The 19389-nt window shown below is 38.5% G+C and carries 15 protein-coding genes and 1 tRNA gene; 15 read left to right on the top strand and 1 reads right to left on the bottom strand.

Translation table 11 applies throughout. The features are described from left to right. The first annotated feature begins 1 nt into the window (after position 1). From ACJJVU_RS05445 to ACJJVU_RS05505, 13 genes are all read left to right on the top strand, one after another. The gene (locus tag ACJJVU_RS05445; protein ID WP_298328755.1) at positions 2 to 1993 is read left to right on the top strand and encodes a penicillin-binding protein; all 1992 of its coding nucleotides are present in this window, start codon (positions 2 to 4) and stop codon (positions 1991 to 1993) included. Next, positions 1990 to 3453 carry a UDP-N-acetylmuramoyl-L-alanyl-D-glutamate--2,6-diaminopimelate ligase gene (locus ACJJVU_RS05450; RefSeq protein ID WP_405223071.1) on the top strand — a complete coding sequence of 488 codons (1464 nt, stop codon included), beginning with the start codon at positions 1990 to 1992 and terminating at the stop codon, positions 3451 to 3453. Before ACJJVU_RS05445 ends, ACJJVU_RS05450 begins: the two co-directional genes overlap by 4 nt. Continuing rightward, positions 3453 to 4691, top strand: coding sequence for a phospho-N-acetylmuramoyl-pentapeptide-transferase (mraY, locus tag ACJJVU_RS05455; protein WP_405223074.1), 1239 nt, complete (start codon positions 3453 to 3455; stop codon positions 4689 to 4691). The genes ACJJVU_RS05450 and mraY overlap by 1 nt, the downstream gene beginning before the upstream one ends. A 24-nt stretch (positions 4692 to 4715) precedes the next feature. After that, entirely contained in the window at positions 4716 to 6053 is a 1338-nt protein-coding gene (murD, locus tag ACJJVU_RS05460; RefSeq protein ID WP_405223077.1) for a UDP-N-acetylmuramoyl-L-alanine--D-glutamate ligase, read from the top strand. 102 nt (positions 6054 to 6155) lie between these two features. Then, positions 6156 to 7364: an FtsW/RodA/SpoVE family cell cycle protein gene (locus ACJJVU_RS05465; RefSeq protein WP_405223080.1), complete on the top strand. Its 1209-nt coding sequence runs from the start codon at positions 6156 to 6158 to the stop codon at positions 7362 to 7364. After that, entirely contained in the window at positions 7351 to 8439 is a 1089-nt protein-coding gene (gene murG / locus ACJJVU_RS05470; protein ID WP_405223083.1) for an undecaprenyldiphospho-muramoylpentapeptide beta-N-acetylglucosaminyltransferase, read from the top strand. The genes ACJJVU_RS05465 and murG overlap by 14 nt, the downstream gene beginning before the upstream one ends. Positions 8440 to 8494: 55 nt before the next feature. After that, complete coding sequence (murC, locus tag ACJJVU_RS05475) at positions 8495 to 9847, top strand: UDP-N-acetylmuramate--L-alanine ligase (RefSeq protein WP_405223086.1); 1353 nt, start codon at positions 8495 to 8497, stop codon at positions 9845 to 9847. 16 nt (positions 9848 to 9863) lie between these two features. Further along, positions 9864 to 10553, top strand: coding sequence for a cell division protein FtsQ/DivIB (locus ACJJVU_RS05480; RefSeq protein WP_405223089.1), 690 nt, complete (start codon positions 9864 to 9866; stop codon positions 10551 to 10553). A 71-nt stretch (positions 10554 to 10624) separates the two neighbouring features. Further along, complete coding sequence (gene ftsA / locus ACJJVU_RS05485; RefSeq protein ID WP_405223091.1) at positions 10625 to 11974, top strand: cell division protein FtsA; 1350 nt, start codon at positions 10625 to 10627, stop codon at positions 11972 to 11974. A gap of 93 nt (positions 11975 to 12067) precedes the next feature. After that, on the top strand, positions 12068 to 14083 hold the full coding sequence (gene ftsZ / locus ACJJVU_RS05490; protein ID WP_405223094.1) for a cell division protein FtsZ: 2016 nt from the start codon (positions 12068 to 12070) through the stop codon (positions 14081 to 14083). 202 nt (positions 14084 to 14285) lie between these two features. Further along, positions 14286 to 14735 (top strand): GatB/YqeY domain-containing protein, encoded by a 450-nt coding sequence (locus tag ACJJVU_RS05495; protein WP_108876831.1) that lies wholly within the window; start codon positions 14286 to 14288, stop codon positions 14733 to 14735. A 203-nt stretch (positions 14736 to 14938) separates the two neighbouring features. Next, positions 14939 to 16897 carry an OmpA family protein gene (locus tag ACJJVU_RS05500; RefSeq protein ID WP_405223097.1) on the top strand — a complete coding sequence of 653 codons (1959 nt, stop codon included), beginning with the start codon at positions 14939 to 14941 and terminating at the stop codon, positions 16895 to 16897. A gap of 38 nt (positions 16898 to 16935) precedes the next feature. Beyond that, positions 16936 to 17009: transfer RNA gene (locus ACJJVU_RS05505), tRNA-Arg, on the top strand. A gap of 45 nt (positions 17010 to 17054) precedes the next feature. Here ACJJVU_RS05505 and ACJJVU_RS05510 read toward each other — a convergent pair. Then, positions 17055 to 17213 carry a hypothetical protein gene (locus tag ACJJVU_RS05510; protein WP_405223100.1) on the bottom strand — a complete coding sequence of 53 codons (159 nt, stop codon included), beginning with the start codon at positions 17211 to 17213 and terminating at the stop codon, positions 17055 to 17057. 602 nt (positions 17214 to 17815) lie between these two features. Here ACJJVU_RS05510 and ACJJVU_RS05515 point away from each other — a divergent pair. Both ACJJVU_RS05515 and ACJJVU_RS05520 read left to right on the top strand, forming a co-directional pair. Next, complete coding sequence (locus tag ACJJVU_RS05515) at positions 17816 to 18355, top strand: RNA polymerase sigma factor (RefSeq protein ID WP_108876829.1); 540 nt, start codon at positions 17816 to 17818, stop codon at positions 18353 to 18355. Then, the gene (locus ACJJVU_RS05520; protein ID WP_405223104.1) at positions 18352 to 19149 is read left to right on the top strand and encodes an anti-sigma factor domain-containing protein; all 798 of its coding nucleotides are present in this window, start codon (positions 18352 to 18354) and stop codon (positions 19147 to 19149) included. Before ACJJVU_RS05515 ends, ACJJVU_RS05520 begins: the two co-directional genes overlap by 4 nt. The last annotated feature ends 240 nt before the right edge of the window (positions 19150 to 19389 follow it).

A 19389-nucleotide genomic window follows, 5' to 3' on the forward strand; every position in this document is an offset into this window, starting at 1 on the left:
CGTGGCAACCACAGAGAAGCACATATTAAACCGTCTTTATTTCGTCGCTGGATGTATGTTCCTCCTAGCGATTATAATCGCATACAAGCTTATCGCGATTCAGGTGTTTCAGGGTGCTAAGTATCGTGAGCTTGCTACTACCAGCACAGAGAAGATGGTAACCATCCCAGCTACTCGTGGTAATCTTTATGCAGAAGATGGGAGTCTTCTTGCAACTTCTCAAATCAAGTACGATATACGATGGGACGCAGTAGCGCCATCTAAGGAAAATTTTAACGAGAATATAGTTGGTCTTTCTAAGGGTCTTTCTGGTGTTTTAGGGAAGCCTCAATCTTATTATGAGAATAGACTACGTAAAGCACGTAATACAAAAAACCGCTACTTATTTATTGCTAGAAAACTGGGCTACGCAGAGTATGTGAAGATTAAGTCTCTACCATTATTTAATAAAGGCCAATTTAGAGGTGGAATAATTATCGAGGAGCATACAGAGCGTGAGCATCCACTAGAGAAAATGGCAGAGCGTACCGTAGGGTATGAACGTCAAGATGATAGTGGCTACTACACACGCGTAGGTCTTGAGGGAGCATATGGATATTACTTACGCGGTAAGGAAGGACGTCGTCTTAAGCAAAAGATTGCAAAAGGTGAATGGAAGCCTCTTGGTGTAGGTAATGTAATCGAGCCACGAGATGGTTATGATGTAATCTCAACCATAGATGTAAATATTCAAGATGTAGCGCACAATGCATTATTAGCAAGTCTGCAAAAATATCAAGCAGACCACGGATGCGTGGTCGTTATGGAGACAAAAACTGGAGAGATTAAAGCAATCTCAAATCTAGGTAGAACTCCTGAAGGTAAATACTATGAGCGTCTTAACTATGCAGTGGGCGAGGCGCATGAGCCGGGTTCTACATTTAAGTTGATGTCTATGGTAGCGGCACTTGAGGATAAAGTAATAGACTCAAGTACAGTTTTTGACACAGAAAATGGACGTGTAAAATTTTATGATCGCACCGCGATAGATTCTAAGCGTGGAGGTTATGGTAAGATAACAGCGGCAAAGGCTTTTGAGCTGAGTAGTAATACGGCTTTCGCCAAAATGATAAACGATAACTACGCGTCAGAGCCAGAAAAGTTTGTAAAACGACTTTTTAATATGGGCCTTAACGATCAATTAGGACTTGAAATTAAAGGAGAAGGAAAGCCGAACTTTCCTTACCCAGGCGATAAAAACTGGTATGGAACCACACTTCCATGGATGGCTTTTGGTTACGGAATAGAGTTAACGCCATTACAGACACTCACTTTCTATAATGCGATAGCAAATAATGGGGAGATGGTAAAGCCTCGATTTATTAAAGAGGTAAAGGAATGGGATCAAACCATTGAGACTTTTGATAAAGAAGTAATCAATTCTCGTATCGCTTCTCAAGCTACTATCAACGTAGTAAAGGAGATGATGAAGAAAACTGTTGAGCGTGGGACAGCGAGAAATATTTATAGTGAAGAGTTTTCAATGGCTGGAAAGACGGGTACTTGCCAGACGGAGTATTGGATAGAAGCAGGGAGGTATATTTCATCATTTGCGGGTTATTTTCCAGCAGATGAGCCTAAGTATTCTTGTATTGTAGTGGTAAACAAACCTAAAAAGTCTCTCGGATTTTACGGAAATATTGTTGCTGCACCTGTATTTAAAGAGATTGCCCAAAAGATTTATACTGACACTCCAGTAATTGATGAGGTGAAGTTGCCTACAGGTAATTCAAAGGTTATTGAGGGAGATTATCAGAAGTACTATGCAAATGTGAATAAAGCACATAGCAAGATGCCTAATGTAAAAGGAATGCCTGGGATGGATGCAATTGCATTGTTAGAAAACCTGGGGTTAAAAGTGAATTTTCGCGGAAGCGGGAAAGTAAAAAGTCAGTCTATAAAAGCTGGTGATAAATTAGAGAAGAATAAAACGATCACGCTACAATTATCTTGATACTACTTAAAGACATATTATATAAAGTAACGCTAGAAACTGTGGTGGGTAACACTGCCGTGGCAATTACTAATGTTCATTTTGACTCGCGCAAAGTGTCACTTAATGACGTGTTTGTTGCAGTGCGTGGTACGCAAAGTGATGGTCATGATTACATAGCAAAAGCTGTAAATCAAGGTGCACTAGCGATTATTTGTGAGGAACTTCCGGAGCAAATCGTAAACGGAATAACATACGTTAAGGTTGCAGATACTTCTAGTGCGCTGGCTACAATAGCTTCTAATTTTTATGGAAATCCTTCGGCTAACTTAAAGCTTATAGGTATTACGGGAACTAATGGTAAGACGACTATCGCTAGTTTATTATACCAACTGTTTCAAAAAGCAGGTTATAAAACAGGATTGCTTTCTACGGTGAAGATTTTAGTAGATAAGACCGAGTATAAAGCGACGCATACTACTCCAGATAGTTTGACAATAAACAAATATCTGGCAGAAATGTCTGAGGCAGGCGTAGAGTATTGTTTTATGGAGGTGAGTTCACATGGGATTCATCAAAAGCGAACAGAAGGCTTGCGTTTTGAGGGAGGAATTTTTACAAACCTATCTCACGATCACCTTGATTACCATGACACCTTTGCAGAATATAGGGACGTAAAAAAGAAATTTTTTGACGAGTTACCTAAAACTGCTTTTGCACTTGTAAACACAGATGACAAGAACGGAGCTGTGATGGTGCAAAATACTAAGGCAAAGAAAGTAACCTACGCCTTAAAGTCATATGCAGATTATAAAGCGCAGATTTTAGAAAACCAATTGTCTGGATTATTACTTAAAATTCAAGATCAAGAAGTTTGGGTAAAGCTTATAGGGTCATTTAATGCCTATAATTTACTAGCCATTTTTGCAACTGCGGAGCTTTTGGGGCTTGATCAAATAGAGGCGCTTAAACTCCTAAGTGAGTTAGAAAGCGTGTCAGGTCGATTTCAGTATTTTATTTCTGAAGGGAATGTGACGGCAATTGTAGATTATGCACACACCCCAGATGCACTTAAAAATGTGCTAGAGACTATAAATGATATCCGTACTAAAAATGAGGAGCTCATTACGGTGGTAGGAGCTGGTGGAGATAGAGATACTAAAAAGCGTCCTAAAATGGGGCATATTGCAAGTGCGCTGAGTACAAAGACGATTATCACAAGTGATAATCCGCGTTCAGAAAAACCAGAAGCAATTATCGAGCAAGTAGAAGCAGGTGTTGAGCCTATTAACTACAAGAAGATTTTATCTATCACAGATAGAAAGCAAGCTATAAAAACAGCTTGCCAACTAGCAAATCCAGGAGATATAATTCTAATCGCAGGTAAAGGTCATGAGACTTACCAAGAGATAATGGGAGAGCGATTTGATTTTGACGATTATAAAATAGTACAAGAAACCCTTAAACAACTTAATAAGTAATGCTGTATCATATTTTTCAATGGTTAGACGAAGCTTATAACTTGCCTGGAGCAGGGTTGTTTCAGTTCAGTACGTTTCGTGCTGCGCTTGCTGTATTAATATCGTTAGGACTTTCTACTATTTATGGAGAGCGCATTATTAAGCTCTTGCAGCGCAAGCAAATGGGAGAGCAAATACGCGATTTAGGTCTGGAAGGTCAGGCAGAGAAAGCAGGTACTCCTACTATGGGAGGTCTTATTATTATAGGTGCTACGCTCATCCCTGTATTGCTATTGGGTGACTTGCAAAACATATATATCCTCCTTCTTATCGTTACAACAGTATGGATGGGCATCATAGGCTTCTTAGATGATTATAAGAAGAAAATGCAAAAAAATAAGGACGGACTTGCTGGTAAGTATAAGGTAATAGGTCAGGTAGGATTAGGAATTATCGTGGGAGCAACGATGTTTTTTCATAGTGATATCACCATCCGTGAAGAAATCAAGCAAACTGCTGGTACAGAAAAAGTAGAAATTACTACTGTAAGAGGAGATGCGAAATTTGATGAAGCGCATAAAAGTTTAAAAACTACCATACCATTTGTCAAGGATAACGAGCTCAATTACGAAACAATCCTCACAAGTATAAACGAAGATTGGAAAGGATATGCGTGGATCATATTTATACCTATTGTGATTTTTATAATAACGGCGGTTTCTAATGGTGCAAACCTCACTGATGGTATTGACGGCCTGGCAGCAGGAACAAGTGCGATTATTGTACTTACTCTTGGGATTTTTGCATTTATATCTGGTAACATCATTTTTAGTGATTACCTCAATGTGATGTACATCCCAGGTACTGGTGAGATGCTCATATTTATTGCTGCCTTTGTAGGAGCGCTTATTGGGTTCTTGTGGTACAATGCTTATCCAGCACAAGTTTTTATGGGAGACACAGGTAGTCTTACTATAGGAGGAATTATTGCTGTGCTTGCTATTGCAACTAGAAAAGAATGGCTCATCCCAATACTATGCGGAATTTTCTTAATGGAGAATCTTTCGGTCGTGTTACAGGTGGGATATTTTAAATACACAAAGAAGAAATTTGGTGAAGGTAGGCGCATCTTTTTGATGTCTCCATTACATCACCATTATCAAAAGAAAGGTATCCACGAGAGTAAAATTGTATCCAGATTTTGGATTGTAGGGATTTTACTGGCTGTGCTTTCTATTATAACATTAAAAATTAGATAATACGCTTTCGCGAAAGCATAAAAAATGAAGAAACGCTTAGTCATATTAGGAGCCGGAGAATCTGGCGTAGGTACTGCCATTTTAGGTAAGGCCAAAGGGTATGATGTATTCTTATCTGATTTTGGAAAAATTAAGGATAACTACAAAGAGATACTCATTGCCGAAGATTTTGCTTGGGAAGAAGACGGACATACGGAAGAGCTTATTCTTAACGCAGATGTAGTGATGAAGAGTCCTGGAATACCAGATAAAGCACCTATCGTGCAAAGGCTACTAGAAAAAGGCGTTGCTGTCATCTCTGAGATAGAATTTGCTTCTCAATATACAGACGCTACAATTGTGGGTATTACAGGGAGTAATGGTAAGACTACAACAACAATGCTTACTGGATTTATTCTAGAGCAAGCAGGAATCAATCTAGGAGTTGCCGGAAACATAGGTGACAGCTATGCAAAGATGGTGGCGCAGAAGGAGATTGATACGTATGTGCTAGAAATAAGCAGTTTTCAGCTAGATGGAATCGCAGATTTTGCACCACATATTGCAGTGGTATTAAATGTGACGCCAGATCATCTAGACCGATACGATTATAAGTTTGAAAATTACATTGCTTCAAAATTTAGAATAGCAATGAACCAAAAAGAAACAGATTATCTCATCTACGATGCAGATGACCCTGTGAGTGTAGACTGGCTCAAAAAATATCCAGTCAAATCAAAATTATTGCCTTTTTCACTTGATAAAGAATTTGAAAATGGCGCATTTATAAAAGATAATAACCTAACAGTACAACTCGATAATAACACCTTTACCATGGCTACAAATAACCTCGCTTTAAAAGGGCAACACAATAAGAAAAATGCAATGGCTGCCTCTACTGTAGCAAATCTATTAAATATCCGTAAGGCTACTATACGTGAGAGTCTAGAAGGTTTTCAAGGAGTTGAGCATAGATTAGAGCAGGTGCTTAAGATTAATAATGTACAATACATTAATGATAGTAAAGCTACTAATGTAAACGCAACATTTTATGCTTTGGATAGTATGAGCGAGCCTACTGTTTGGATTGTAGGTGGAGTAGATAAGGGTAATGATTACCGTGATTTATATCCACTTGTGAACGAGAATGTAAAAGCTATTATCTGTTTAGGTGTTGATAATGCAAAATTGATGAGTCATTTCGGTAACATGGTAGATATTATTGTAGAGACACCATCCATGACGGAGGCTGTGAAAATAGCTTATAAAGTTTCTGAGCGTGGAGATAACGTATTGCTTTCTCCTGCTTGTGCAAGTTTTGACTTATTTGATAATTATGAAGATCGCGGCCGCCAGTTTAAGGAGGCTGTACGTAATCTTTAATTCTGTTTTGAAAGCTGATTGTACTTCATTCCCCCGTGTAAGGAAATCAGCTTATCAGAATTTATAAGCTTAAGAAACCGAATAATAAATAATTACTAAGCGTTGAGTACCACATTTAAAAACATATTTGCAGGATTACAAGGTGACAAGACTATATGGGCTATTGTTGCCCTTCTTGCGTTGTTTTCATTTTTACCTGTATATAGCGCGGCAAGTAACCTCGCATATATTAAAGGTGATGGAAACACTGTAGGATTTCTCATCAAACATGGTATGCACTTAGTACTAGGTTTTGTAATGTTATATGGGGTTCATAAAATACCGCATCATTACTTTAAGGGGCTTTCCTTTATAGCGCTTCCTGTAGTAGTTATTTTACTTATCGTGACGCTGGCTCAAGGAACTACCATGGGTGGAGCAAATGCAAGTCGATGGATTAAAATTCCTATTCTGGGTGTTGGTTTTCAGACTTCCACATTTGCAGGTGTTGTCTTAATGGTTTATGTAGCGAGGTACCTAGCAAAAATTAAAGATACGGTGGTTACTTTTAAAGAAACTATTGTGCCGTTATGGTTGCCAGTGGCTGCTGTTCTTGCACTAATACTTCCAGCAAACTTTTCTACTACTGCGATTATTGCAGCAATGGTGGTTGCTCTAGTATTTCTGGGAGGCTATCCATTAAAATATTTAGGTATTGTTATTGCAACTGGCGTTGTTGCGCTTTTATTCTTTGTGTTATTAGCAAAAGCTTTTCCAGGTGTATTCCCTAACCGTGTAGATACGTGGATAAGCCGTGTAGAAAATTTTGCAAATAACGAAGTAGACGCAGATGCAGATTACCAAATCGAAAAAGCAAAAATTGCCATAGCCTCAGGCGGAGTAATTGGTCTAGGTCCAGGTAAAAGTGTTCAGAAAAACTTCTTGCCACAATCATCCTCAGATTTTATATATGCAATAATTGTAGAGGAGTTTGGTCTTGCGGGAGCAGGATTCTTACTGTTTTTATACATGTTGCTTTTATTTAGAATTACTGTAGTTGCTCATAAAGCGGAGACCGTTTTTGCAAAGCTAGTTGTAGTAGGTGTAGGATTACCTATTGTTTTTCAGGCTTTAATTAATATGGCAGTTGCTGTAGAGTTATTTCCTGTTACTGGTCAAACATTACCACTGGTGAGTAGTGGTGGTACTTCTATATGGATGACCTGTCTGGCTGTAGGTATTGTACTTAGTGTAAGTGCAAAACGAGCGCCAGTTGTACCAAAAGAAGAGAGTGAGTTAAACCCTTTAGACATACTTAGTGAAGCCATATAGAGTCATATTATCTGGAGGAGGAACAGGAGGTCATATCTATCCTGCTATTGCTATTGCAAAGGAAATCCAGCGCCGTCATCCCGACGCGCAATTTCTATTTGTAGGAGCGAGTGATCGCATGGAAATGGAAAAAGTGCCACAAGCAGGTTTTGAAATAGAAGGGCTGTGGATAGCTGGAATACAGCGCAAGCTCACAGTAGATAATCTTATGTTTCCGTTTAAGCTCATTAGTAGCTTGATGAAATCTCGTAAGATCATAAAGAAATTTAAGCCAGACGTCGTAATAGGTACTGGCGGCTTTGCAAGTGGGCCATTGCTTAAGATGGCAACAATTGCAGGGATACCGGCAGTGATTCAAGAGCAAAACAGCTATGCGGGTATTACAAATAAACTGTTAGGCAAGTCTGTAGAGAAAGTATGTGTGGCATATGATGATATGCAGCGCTTTTTCCCATCAGAGCATATAGTGAAGACAGGAAACCCCGTTCGTGCAGATTTATTAGATATAGAAAGTAAACGTAGTACCGCTTTCGCGAAATATGATTTGTCTCACAGTTCAAAGGTGGTATTAATTATAGGAGGAAGTCTAGGTGCAAGAGCTATAAATGAATTGATAGAGAAGCAACTCCCATTTTTTAAACGAAAAGGAGTACAGGTTTTATGGCAAACTGGTAAACTGTATTATGATAAGTACAAACATCATCAAGCAGATGGTGTTCAGGTTATGGCATACATCGACCAGATGGATATGGCTTATGCAGCAGCAGATATTATTATCTCTAGAGCAGGAGCGGGATCTGTATCAGAATTATGTATTGTAGGAAAGGCGACCATTTTTATCCCTTCTCCAAACGTTGCCGAGGATCACCAGACTAAAAATGCGCAAGCTATCGAGAAGACGGGTGCTGCAATTTTAATAGCAGAAAAAGACCTTGATAAAAAATTTAAGCTTGTTTTTAAGGGGCTACTCAACGATGAAAAAGTTTGCTTTGAGCTAGGAAGAAAGATAAAAACACTTGCATTACCAAATGCCACAGCAGACATTGTGGATGAGGTAGAGCAATTATTGAAATAATAATTTGAAAACATAATAGCTATAGTTTTTAAACTATGGTGTGTAGCATAGATAAATGAAACCTTTAAAAGACATACAGAACATTTACTTCATCGGTATCGGTGGGATAGGTATGAGCGCACTGGCTTTGTACTTCCATAAGGAGGGCAAGAATGTGGCGGGTTATGATAAAACGCCTTCAGATGTTACTGCAGCTTTGCAAGACTCTGGTATTAAGGTTCATTTTGAAGATAAAAAAGAGGGGATTGATAATTCTTTTAGTAGTAAGGAAGATACCCTAGTGGTGTTTACTCCTGCCATTCCTAAAATGATGGGAGAGCTAGTATATTTTCGCGAAAGCGGATTTATGCTTAAAAAGCGTGCAGAAGTGCTTGGTATGATTGCAAATCAAACCTTCTCGCTTGCTGTTGCAGGAACGCATGGTAAAACGACAACTTCTAGTATTTTGGGTCATCTACTTGCGGCATCCGGAGCTCCGGTAACTGCATTTATAGGTGGTATCACAAATAATTATAATGGTAATTTAATCCAAAAAGGAAGTGACGTTGTGGTAGTGGAGGCAGATGAGTTTGATCGCTCATTCCTACAGCTTAGACCAGATATTCTCTGTGTGACTTCTATGGATGCAGATCATCTTGATATTTATGAAGATGAGGCAGACCTTATCGCTACGTTTCAAGAATTTGGGGCACTAGCTCCAGAGGATAAGCGTTTTGTAAAAAACGGACTTCCACTTGCAGGAAATACGGTTGGTATTGAAGAGGATGCAGATTATACTGCGCAGCGAGTACGCATAGAGAATGGCGCTTATATCTTTGACTTGCATTACCCAGGTGGCGTTTTAGAGAGTTTACAATTTAGCCTGCCAGGAAGACATAATCTTTTTAATGCTGTAGCTGCATTAGGGATGGCGTTGTCGTATGGCAGTCCTAAAGAAAAATTAGTAGAAGCACTAGCGAGTTATTCAGGTGTTAATCGCCGATTTACGTACCGTATTCAAAAAGAAGATATGGTGTTGATAGATGATTATGCGCATCACCCTACAGAAATTTCTGCGGTGCATCAAAGTGTAAGAGAGATGTATCCAGAGGAGAGTGTGCTAGCTATTTTTCAGCCACACTTATTTAGTAGAACAAAAGATTTCATGAGCGATTTTGCAGTAGCGCTTTCTCATTTTGATGAAGTAGCACTGCTGGATATTTACCCAGCAAGAGAAGAGCCTATTGCTGGTATTACTAGCGAGGTGTTGCTTAGCGAAATGACGCTTTCGCGAAAGCAAATCATACAGAAAAATGAGCTTGCTGATTTAGTGAAAGGTACAAATCACAAAATTGTTGTGATGATGGGGGCTGGAGATATAGGTGTAGAGATTTTAAAAGTAACGAAAGAATTGCGTGGTGAAGGTTAACTGGTTTTACATAAAGATGTCGATTTTACTGCTGTTGACGGTGTTTTTGTTTGCGTTTGCCATTCAAAGAAATGAGGCGCGCACAGTTGCTGAAGTCAGTGTTTCATTTAAGGATGAAAGTGCTCCTTTTGTGACGCGTGAGACCGTTAATAAATTGTTGATAGTAAGTAACGAAAAGCTTGCAGGAAAGGTAAAAGAAAATATAGCTTTGAGTGAGATGGAAAAGCGCGTGAAGGCGCATCCAATTATCAAGAATGCAGATGTTTACGTAACGATGGGTGGTGATATAGGTGTTGCAATAGAGCAACGTAAGCCTATAGCACGACTTAGCGGTGCTATTTCTTTTTATATAGATGAGAGTGGTGAGGTGATGCCATTGTCACAAAATCACTCCGCGCACGTACCCCTTGTGACCGGAGCAACTGAGAAAGAATTAAGCGAAGTATACAAGCTTGTAAATTTTATAAGGAAGGATGAGTTTCTTGCAAAGCACATCATAGGTATATCTCGAAGTAAGAATGCAGAGTATACGTTAAAGGCCAGAAAACTAGGGTTCACTATATCACTAGGCAAGGTAGAAGCGTTAGAAGAGAGATTTAGTAACTATAAGGCTTTTTATCAAAAAGCGCTTAAAGATAAAAGTTTAGATAAGTATAAAACTATAGAGCTCAAGTATGACGGGCAAGTAGTTTGTGAGAAAAAATAAAACGGGGATTGAGTAAGCTTTCGCTTATTCCGATAGCTATCGGGAGGGAGTAAACTCTCAAAATTAAAGGTATGGAAAATCAAAATATCGCAGTAGGGCTGGACATAGGGACCACGAAGATCGTGGCGATGATAGGGCGGTACAATGAGTACAATAAGGTGGAGATTCTCGGTATAGGGAAGTCTAAAAGTCTTGGTGTACACCGTGGTGTGGTAAATAATATCACCCAGACCATACAATCTGTGCAGCAAGCTGTGCAGGAAGCAGAAGATGTATCAGGAATTAAAATTCAAGATGTAGTCGTAGGTATTGCTGGACAACATATACGCTCATTACAGCATAGTGATTATATAACTCGTAACAACTCTGAAGAGGTAATTGATGCAGCAGATATTGATGCATTGTGTAACCAAGTACATAAACTGGTAATGCTTCCAGGAGAAGAGATTATTCATGTATTACCACAAGAGTATAAAGTAGACGGGCAAAGCGAGATTAAAGAACCTATTGGGATGTACGGTGGTCGTGTAGAAGCAAATTTTCACGTGGTTGTAGGTCAAGTTGCATCCATAAGAAATATAGGTCGTTGTGTGAAAAGCGCAGGGTTAAACCTAGATCGCATCACACTAGAACCTCTAGCATCTGCAAATGCAGTGTTGAGCCAAGAGGAAAAGGAAGCTGGAGTAGCACTTATTGATATAGGGGGTGGTACAACAGATCTTGCCATTTTTAAAGATGGTATTATTAGACATACAGCTGTAATCCCTTTTGGAGGGAATATTATTACAGAAGATATAAAAGAAGGTTGTTCAATTATTGAGAAGCAGGCAGAGCTTCTTAAAATTAAATTTGGTTCTGCATGGCCAGGAGAGAATAAAGACAATGAGATTGTTTCTATCCCTGGATTACGTGGTCGTGAGCCTAAGGAGATAACGCTAAAGAATTTATCTAAAATCATTCACGCGAGAGTTGTGGAGATTGTTGAGCAAGTGTATCTGGAAATTAAAAATTACGGACACGAGGAGCAAAAGAAAAAGCTCATCGCAGGTATTGTACTAACTGGAGGAGGTAGCCAACTCAAGCACTTAAAACAGCTAGTAGAATATATCACAGGTATGGATACTCGTATAGGATATCCTAATGAGCATCTTGCAGGAGATAGTGATGCAGAGACTACGAGTCCGCTGTATGCTACTGCTGTGGGATTAGTAATGAATAGCCTTGAGCACGGTTTATATAACAGTCAGTTAGAACCAGAAGAAGAAATCATTGCAAAGGAAGAAGAGGTGTTTACAGAAACCATTAATGAAATACCAGAAACAGATATCGAGGCAAGGCCTAAGAAGCCACAAGCGCCTAAAAGAAGCATATTTGATAGATGGGCAGATAAGTTTAAGGATTTTCTAGACAACGCAGAGTAATCTATTAAATCAGTAAAGAGTAAGTAGGAAATAATAAGATAGCTACGCAAGTAGTAATTGATTGTATAAGAATAAGGGGCAAAAACAAATCATATGAGTACGACACAATTTGATAATATCACATTTGATCTACCTAAAAACCAAAGTCACGTAATTAAAGTGATAGGTGTAGGTGGTGGAGGTAGTAACGCTATTAACCATATGTTCCAGCAGGGAATAAATGGAGTAGATTTTATAATCTGCAATACAGATGCGCAAGCACTTGAGAATAGCACGGTACCTAATAAAATACAACTCGGAGTAGGGCTTACAGAAGGTCTTGGGGCTGGAGCAAACCCAGATGTGGGTGAGCAGGCAGCTATAGAGAGTGAGATGGATATTAAGCAAATGCTTGGTACCAATACAAAGATGATATTTATTACTGCCGGAATGGGTGGAGGTACAGGAACTGGTGCTGCACCAGTTATTGCCAAAATGGCTCGTGAGCTTGATATCCTAGTCGTAGGGATTGTCACGATACCATTCCAGTTTGAAGGTAAAATGCGTAACGAGCAAGCTCAAAAAGGAGTAGATAGACTTCGTGCCCAGGTAGATTCACTTATTGTTATTAATAATAACAAGCTCCGTGAGGTTTACGGTAATCTTGGTTTTAAAGCAGGATTTAGTAAGGCAGATGAGGTTCTTGCAACCGCTTCACGTGGTATCGCAGAGGTAATTACACATCACTATACACAAAACATTGATTTACGTGATGCAAAGACAGTGTTAAGTAAATCTGGTACAGCTATCATGGGTAGTGCTACAGCTAGTGGTACAAGTCGTGCAAACGAGGCGATATCAAAAGCACTTGACTCTCCATTACTTAATGATAATAAAATTACTGGAGCTAAGAATGTATTGTTACTTATAGTTTCTGGTGGTGATGAAATCACGATAGACGAGATAGGAGAGATTAACGATCACATTCAAGCAGAGGCAGGTCACAGCGCAAATATCATTATGGGTGTAGGTGAAGATGACTCTCTAGGTGATGCTATTTCTGTAACTATTATAGCAACGGGATTTAATGCAGAGCAGCAGAATGAGATTGTAAACGTAGAGACTAAGAAGATCATTCATACACTAGAAGAGGAGCAGAGAGCACAGCAAGATTTAATGCCAGATGCTACTGTAGAGATTCCACCTTCGGCACCAGTAGCTCCACAAGCACCGGTTGCTCCTAAGAAAATAGTGCATACACTTGATCTTGATGAAATAGAGGAAAAGAAGCCTACCGCTTTCGCGAAAGCGCCCGTAAAAGAAATTACAAGGCAACAAGCTGTTCCAGAACAGGCTCCTAAAGCTGAGCCAGTACAGCCTCCTGCGCAGCAATATAGTATGGATATAGTTCCTACTACAGATGTAATTAAGAATATTACTGTTGTGTATGATGAGATACTTCTAGAGAATGAAGCAGATTTTGAAATCATAGATACTACAGTGCGTCATGAAGCGACTAGAGTAGAGCATAAAGAGCCAGAAAATAATGGAATGTTGTTTTTTGATATGCCATTAACGACAGAAGCTCCTGTGGAGGAAGATGAGAAGCCTATCATGTTTGATCTTGATGACACTACAGCATCTATTGAGGTGAAGGAACCTATAGAAATTGTACCTGTAACTGAGCATACTAATGACGGAGAGACTAGATATAGTCTTGAGGATTACATGGAGCTTGAAGAGACACTTTCTAATGCATCTAGTGATGATGATGAAAGCGACATTGAAGAAGAAACAATTGTTTTTGAAACAAAAACTGTTGCTCCTCAACAAAAGCGTGAAGATGAAAATGCAGAGATAGACCCTATGAATAGTCCTATCTCACAGATTCTTATAGACAGAGCTTCTGAGCGTAAGCGCAAGATGAAAGAATTCAATTATAAATTTCGCACAAACCAGTCTCGTATTGAGGAGATAGAAAAGCAACCTGCGTACAAGCGTATGGGGATTGATCTAGAAGAAACACCAGCAAAGGATGGAAGTTTATCTAGAACATCACTTTCTACAGATGATAATGATGAAATTCAATTGAGAAGTAATAACTCATTTTTACATGATAATGTAGATTAAGCAGGTACTGCTTAGAGTTTTTAGCGACCCGGTTATCTTCCCCAAGATAGACGGGTTTCTTTTTTATAAGCTACTTAGGTGTGTATTTAATTTCACCATTTCTCGTATCTTCGTGACTTCATTAAAATATTTATAATCAATAAAATTATCTCTTAAACTCCAAAACGTTATTAGGAGTGTTGAGTACAAAATATATACTATTATGAGCCTATCTACACAAGTGATGACTGCAATGAAAGAAGCTATGAAAGCTAAAGATCAAAATGCATTAACATCGCTACGTGCCATAAAATCTGCAATCTTACTTGCGCAGACAGAGACAGGAGCAAAAGAAGAGATTACCGAAGAGCAAGAGCTTAAGTTATTACAAAAACTTGTAAAGCAGCGTAAGGATAGTGCAGCTATCTTTGCAGAGCAGGGACGTAATGATCTTGCAGATCCAGAAATAGCACAGGCAGAAGTAATCTCTCAATTCTTACCAGAACAAATGAGTGAGGCAGATGTTACTAAAGTAGTAGATGAGATAATTGCCGCAACTGGAGCCCAAGGAATGAAAGATATGGGTAAGGTAATGGGGCAGGTAAATGCTAGACTTACTGGAAAAGCAGATGGTAAAACCATCAGTACAATTGTGAAGGCTCGTCTTTCATAATAGTCTTGTAGTCAGTTAATTTTCTTTAAAATTCTCATATAATAGCCTTTAATACGTGAAAGCAGTCTTTTTGTCGAATTGACAACGTAGTTGTATCATTTAAAAAAAAGGTTTACTAATATTGTGTTCCCCAGCGAGACTCAAGCAGTCTTTAAATAAACCCCCTAAATAGTTTTAACGTTTAACTTTTATACCAATAGGTTATGAAGGGATTTATGAGGTGCGCCTTTATTTTAGTGATTATTTTTAGTACAATCCATAGTGCTAATGCTCAGCAAGGGAAGCTTGCGAGAGCAAATAAAAAGTTTAATCAGTTAGCATATATAGATGCTATCGAGATTTATAAAGACCTCGTAGCAGAGGGTTTTAAATCATATCAAGTTTTTAATAAGATAGCAGAGGCTTACTATTATAATGGTAAGTATTCTCAAGCTCAGGAATGGTATGGAAAACTCACAGAAAGCTATGCAGACTCTGTAAGTGATGAGCACTACTTTAGATATGCACAAACACTACGTGCTATTAAAGAATATGATAAGTCTGATGAGATGATGCAAATCTTTGCAGATCGAAGCGGAAATGACTTCAGAGCAAAACTATTCAAAGAAAATCCAGATTACACAAAGGTAGAAGGCTATCGAGAAAGTTATTATACGGTTAATATGATACGAGAGATGAACTCTCGATACTCAGATTTTGGCCCGTCATATTATAAGAACCAAGTGATTTTTGCTTCGGCAAGAGATACTGGTTCCATTACAAGACGTATACATAAGTGGAACAATCAGCCATTTCTGGATTTATATAAATCTACTATGAAAGAAGACGGGAGCATGTCTCCGCCTTCACGTTTTCACCGCAAGGTAAATACTATCTTTCATGAGAGTACTCCCACATTTACAAAGGATGGAAAGACAATGTATTTTACAAGAAATAATTTTACAGATGGAGATTTTGCAAAATCGTCAGATGGGATTAATAAATTGAAGATCTATAAATCTACGCTAGTAGATAATGAAAAGGCAAGTTGGTCTGAAGCGGTTGAAGTTTCATTTAATGAAGAGGAATATGCTACTGCACATCCTGCGTTAAGTGCAGATGGAAAAACTTTATACTTCTCATCAGATAGGCCTGGAAGTGTGGGGTTGTCAGATATTTGGAAAGTAGCTATTAACGGCGATGGAAGCTTTGGTGAGCCTGAAAATCTTGGCAAGCCTATAAATACAGAAGGAAGAGATGCCTTTCCATTTATGAGTAGTACAGGAAATCTTTACTACGCCTCAGATGGATACCCAGGGCTGGGAGGACTTGATATTTTTGTGACTAACCCATCTTCAGAAGAGATTACGGTTGCAAGTTTGGGTGAACCCATTAATAGCTCTGCAGATGATTTTGCGTACATAGTGAATGATACTTTAAAAACTGGTTTCTTCTCTTCAAGTCGTAACCAAGGAATGGGAAGTGATGACATTTATAGATTCAAGCAAAAGGAAAAGCCAGAGCCACGTTGTGACGTAGATGTCTTAGGATTTATCACAGATGCAGTTACAAAGCAACCTATAACAGATGCAAAAGTACAGCTCATGAATGCTGATAATGAAGTGGTAAAAGAGGTAGACGTAAATGCACGCGGCCTGTATAGATTTAGTCTCGTATGCTCAGAGAATTATGTGATCCGTGCGACTTCAAAATTATATTATGCAAAAGAGGTGATTGTGATCACACCAGCAGAGCCAGAAACATTGCAGAAGGATATAGAGCTTGAGTTGAGACTTACAGAAGTAGGAGTGGGTGATGACCTTGCAAAGCTTCTTAATCTTAATCCTATTTATTTTGATTATAATAAATCTGACATAAGACCAGATGCGGCGTTAGAGCTTACAAAAGTGATATCGGCAATGAAGCAGGTGCCAGATATGGTAATAAGCGTAAGATCACATACAGATAGTAGAGGTAAGGATGACTATAACCTGTCACTTTCAGATAGAAGAGCAAAGTCTACAGTAGCATATATTATCTCTAGAGGTATCAATGCTAGTAGAATTTCTGGTCAAGGTTATGGTGAGACAGAGCTCGTAAATAACTGTGATAACAACTCAGACTGTACAGAGGAGCAACATCAATTAAATCGTCGTTCAGAATTTATTGTGATTACTCAGTAAAGATTTACATTTGCGCTTTCGCGAAAGCAAAATGAGTAGGCTCAGTAGTTCAACTGGATAGAATATCAGATTTCGGCTCTGACGGTTGGAGGTTCGAATCCTCTCTGGGTCACGAATAAATAGAAAAGGAGAAAAATAATTTGAGCTTGCTCAGAAATTATTTTTCTCCTTTTCTATTTTCAAAGCGGAGCTTTGTAGGATCACCGAAGCGCAGCAGAGGTAATCCTCTCGTGAAAGTTTCCATTAGAGATACATCTTCCTTAAGAAAGTTTGAACTCTCTGCCTTAGAGGTCACGAATGAGTACAAAATTCCCATAATAAATTAAGTGTGCCTGAATTTGCAATTGGGGCTTTTCTATTTTCAAAGCGGAGCTTTGTAGGATCACCGAAGCGCAGCGGAGGTAATCCTTTCGTGAAAGTTTCCATTACAAATATATCTTTCTTTAAAAAGTTTGATCTCTGTCCTTTCCAGCTCACGAATGAGTACAAAGTTCCCATAGCAAATTAAGTGTGCATGAATTTGCAATTGGGGCTCTTCTATTTTCAAAGCGGAGCTTTGTAGGATCAGCGAAGCGCAGCGGAGGTAATCCTTTCGTGAAAGTTTCCATTACAAATATATCTTCCTTTAAAAAGTTTGATCTCTGTCCCTTCCTGCTCACGAATAAATACAAAAGTTCCATAGCAAATTAAGTGTGCCTGAATTTGCAATTGGGGCTTTTCTATTTTCAAAGCGGAGCTTTGTAGGATCAGCGAAGCGCAGCAGAGGTAATCCTTTCGTGAAAGTTTCAATTACAGATGTATATTCCATAAACTAGTAGGAGTGTGAGATTAATTACAACCACAAGTAAATTATTATAGGCTTTAACAGTTCAATAGTTGCATATGGTAAATCATAATCCTACATTGGTAGTCTAATCTATGATGACACAACCAGACGCATTAATTAATAAGTTTCTCCAGAAAGATCCTGCATCTTTTGAGAAAATTTATGAACTCTATAGCGAGAGCTTATTTGGAGTTATAAATAGTGTTGTACATAACCAAGAGGTGGCAGAAGAGTTATTACAAGACACCTTTGTTAAAATCTGGAATAATTCAGATAAGTACAACCCTTCTAAAGGAAGATTTTTTACGTGGATGCTCAATATAGCTCGTAATGGGGCTATAGACAAAACACGTTCTAAAGATTTCAAAAATCAAAAGAAAAACCATACTGCCGAATATTTCGTAGATATTCTCGAGGCGAAAGGAAGTTTTAATACTTCGGTAGATGCTATAGGTATCAAGAAGTATGTAGACGTTCTAGAACCGCTTTGTAAAAAGATAATTCACTTCTTGTTTTTTCAAGGATACACTCAAAAGGAAACTGCCGAAGAGCTAGACATTCCTTTAGGTACCGTAAAAACACGAAATAGAATTTGTATTAAAAAACTAAGAGATATAGTAGGCGTAGTATGAAAAATTCACAAACATATATAGATTCAGGGGTTCTCGAGCTCTTTGTATATGGAACACTTCCTGAGGAGGAAATGGTGGAGATTGCTCGTGAAGTATCTCAAGATACAGCATTACTACAAGAGGTAGTAGAGATCGAAAACCATTTAATGCATCTTGCTAAGGCAGCCGCTCCTGGTGAGCCTAAGGATGTTAGTGTTCTAAGAAAGTACATAAACGATAATGAAACTAAAGTAATCCCGCTTTCGCGAAAGCAAACTCCTATCGTTGCATTTATGGGATGGGCCGCTGCAATATTACTTCTTGCGGGTATAGGTTACTTATATACTGAAAATAACAAGCTTGAAGATCGTATCGTTGATACGGAGAGAGAATTGTTACTTCAAGAAGGTAAAACACAAGTTGCAGAAACAAACCTCGATCAAACCAGAGGATTACTTAATGTAATACGTAAACAAGATTTAATAGCAGTGCCACTAGGAGCGCAAGCTATTGCACCAGAAGCTTATGCATCTGTGTATTGGGATAAGAAAAGTGGTAAAGCATATATAGATGTAAAAGGATTACCAGAACCTCCTAAAGGGAAGGTTTACCAAGTGTGGTCTCTTACCTTAGAACCTCTTACGCCTACGAGTATTGGAGTTCTTGATCAGTATGACGCTAGCGGAAATCAAATCTTTGAGCTAAGTAACCCTAATGAGTCTGAAGCCTTTGGTATTACGTTAGAACCAGAAGGAGGAAGTGCTTCTCCTACACTAGAGCAACTATATACATTAGGAGTGGTTGCATCATCTTAAGATGCTTAAGAGACTTCTAATTATATTTAATATACATAAGTTTAATATCAATTTAAAAACTCCTTGCTAGTTCTATAGCAAGGAGTTTTTTATTATCCACCAATTCATTTGCAAATACATAAGCTCACTAATGAATATCTATTTATATAATCTGCTTACATTCTATGCAGATTACATCAATTGTCTAATGGATTATGTTGCTTCTTAATTAACGTCAAAAAGGCACTAAATTGCATGATT

Origin of the sequence: Dokdonia sp. Asnod1-B02 (assembly GCF_045063955.1) — a bacterium.
Lineage (GTDB): Bacteria > Bacteroidota > Bacteroidia > Flavobacteriales > Flavobacteriaceae > Dokdonia.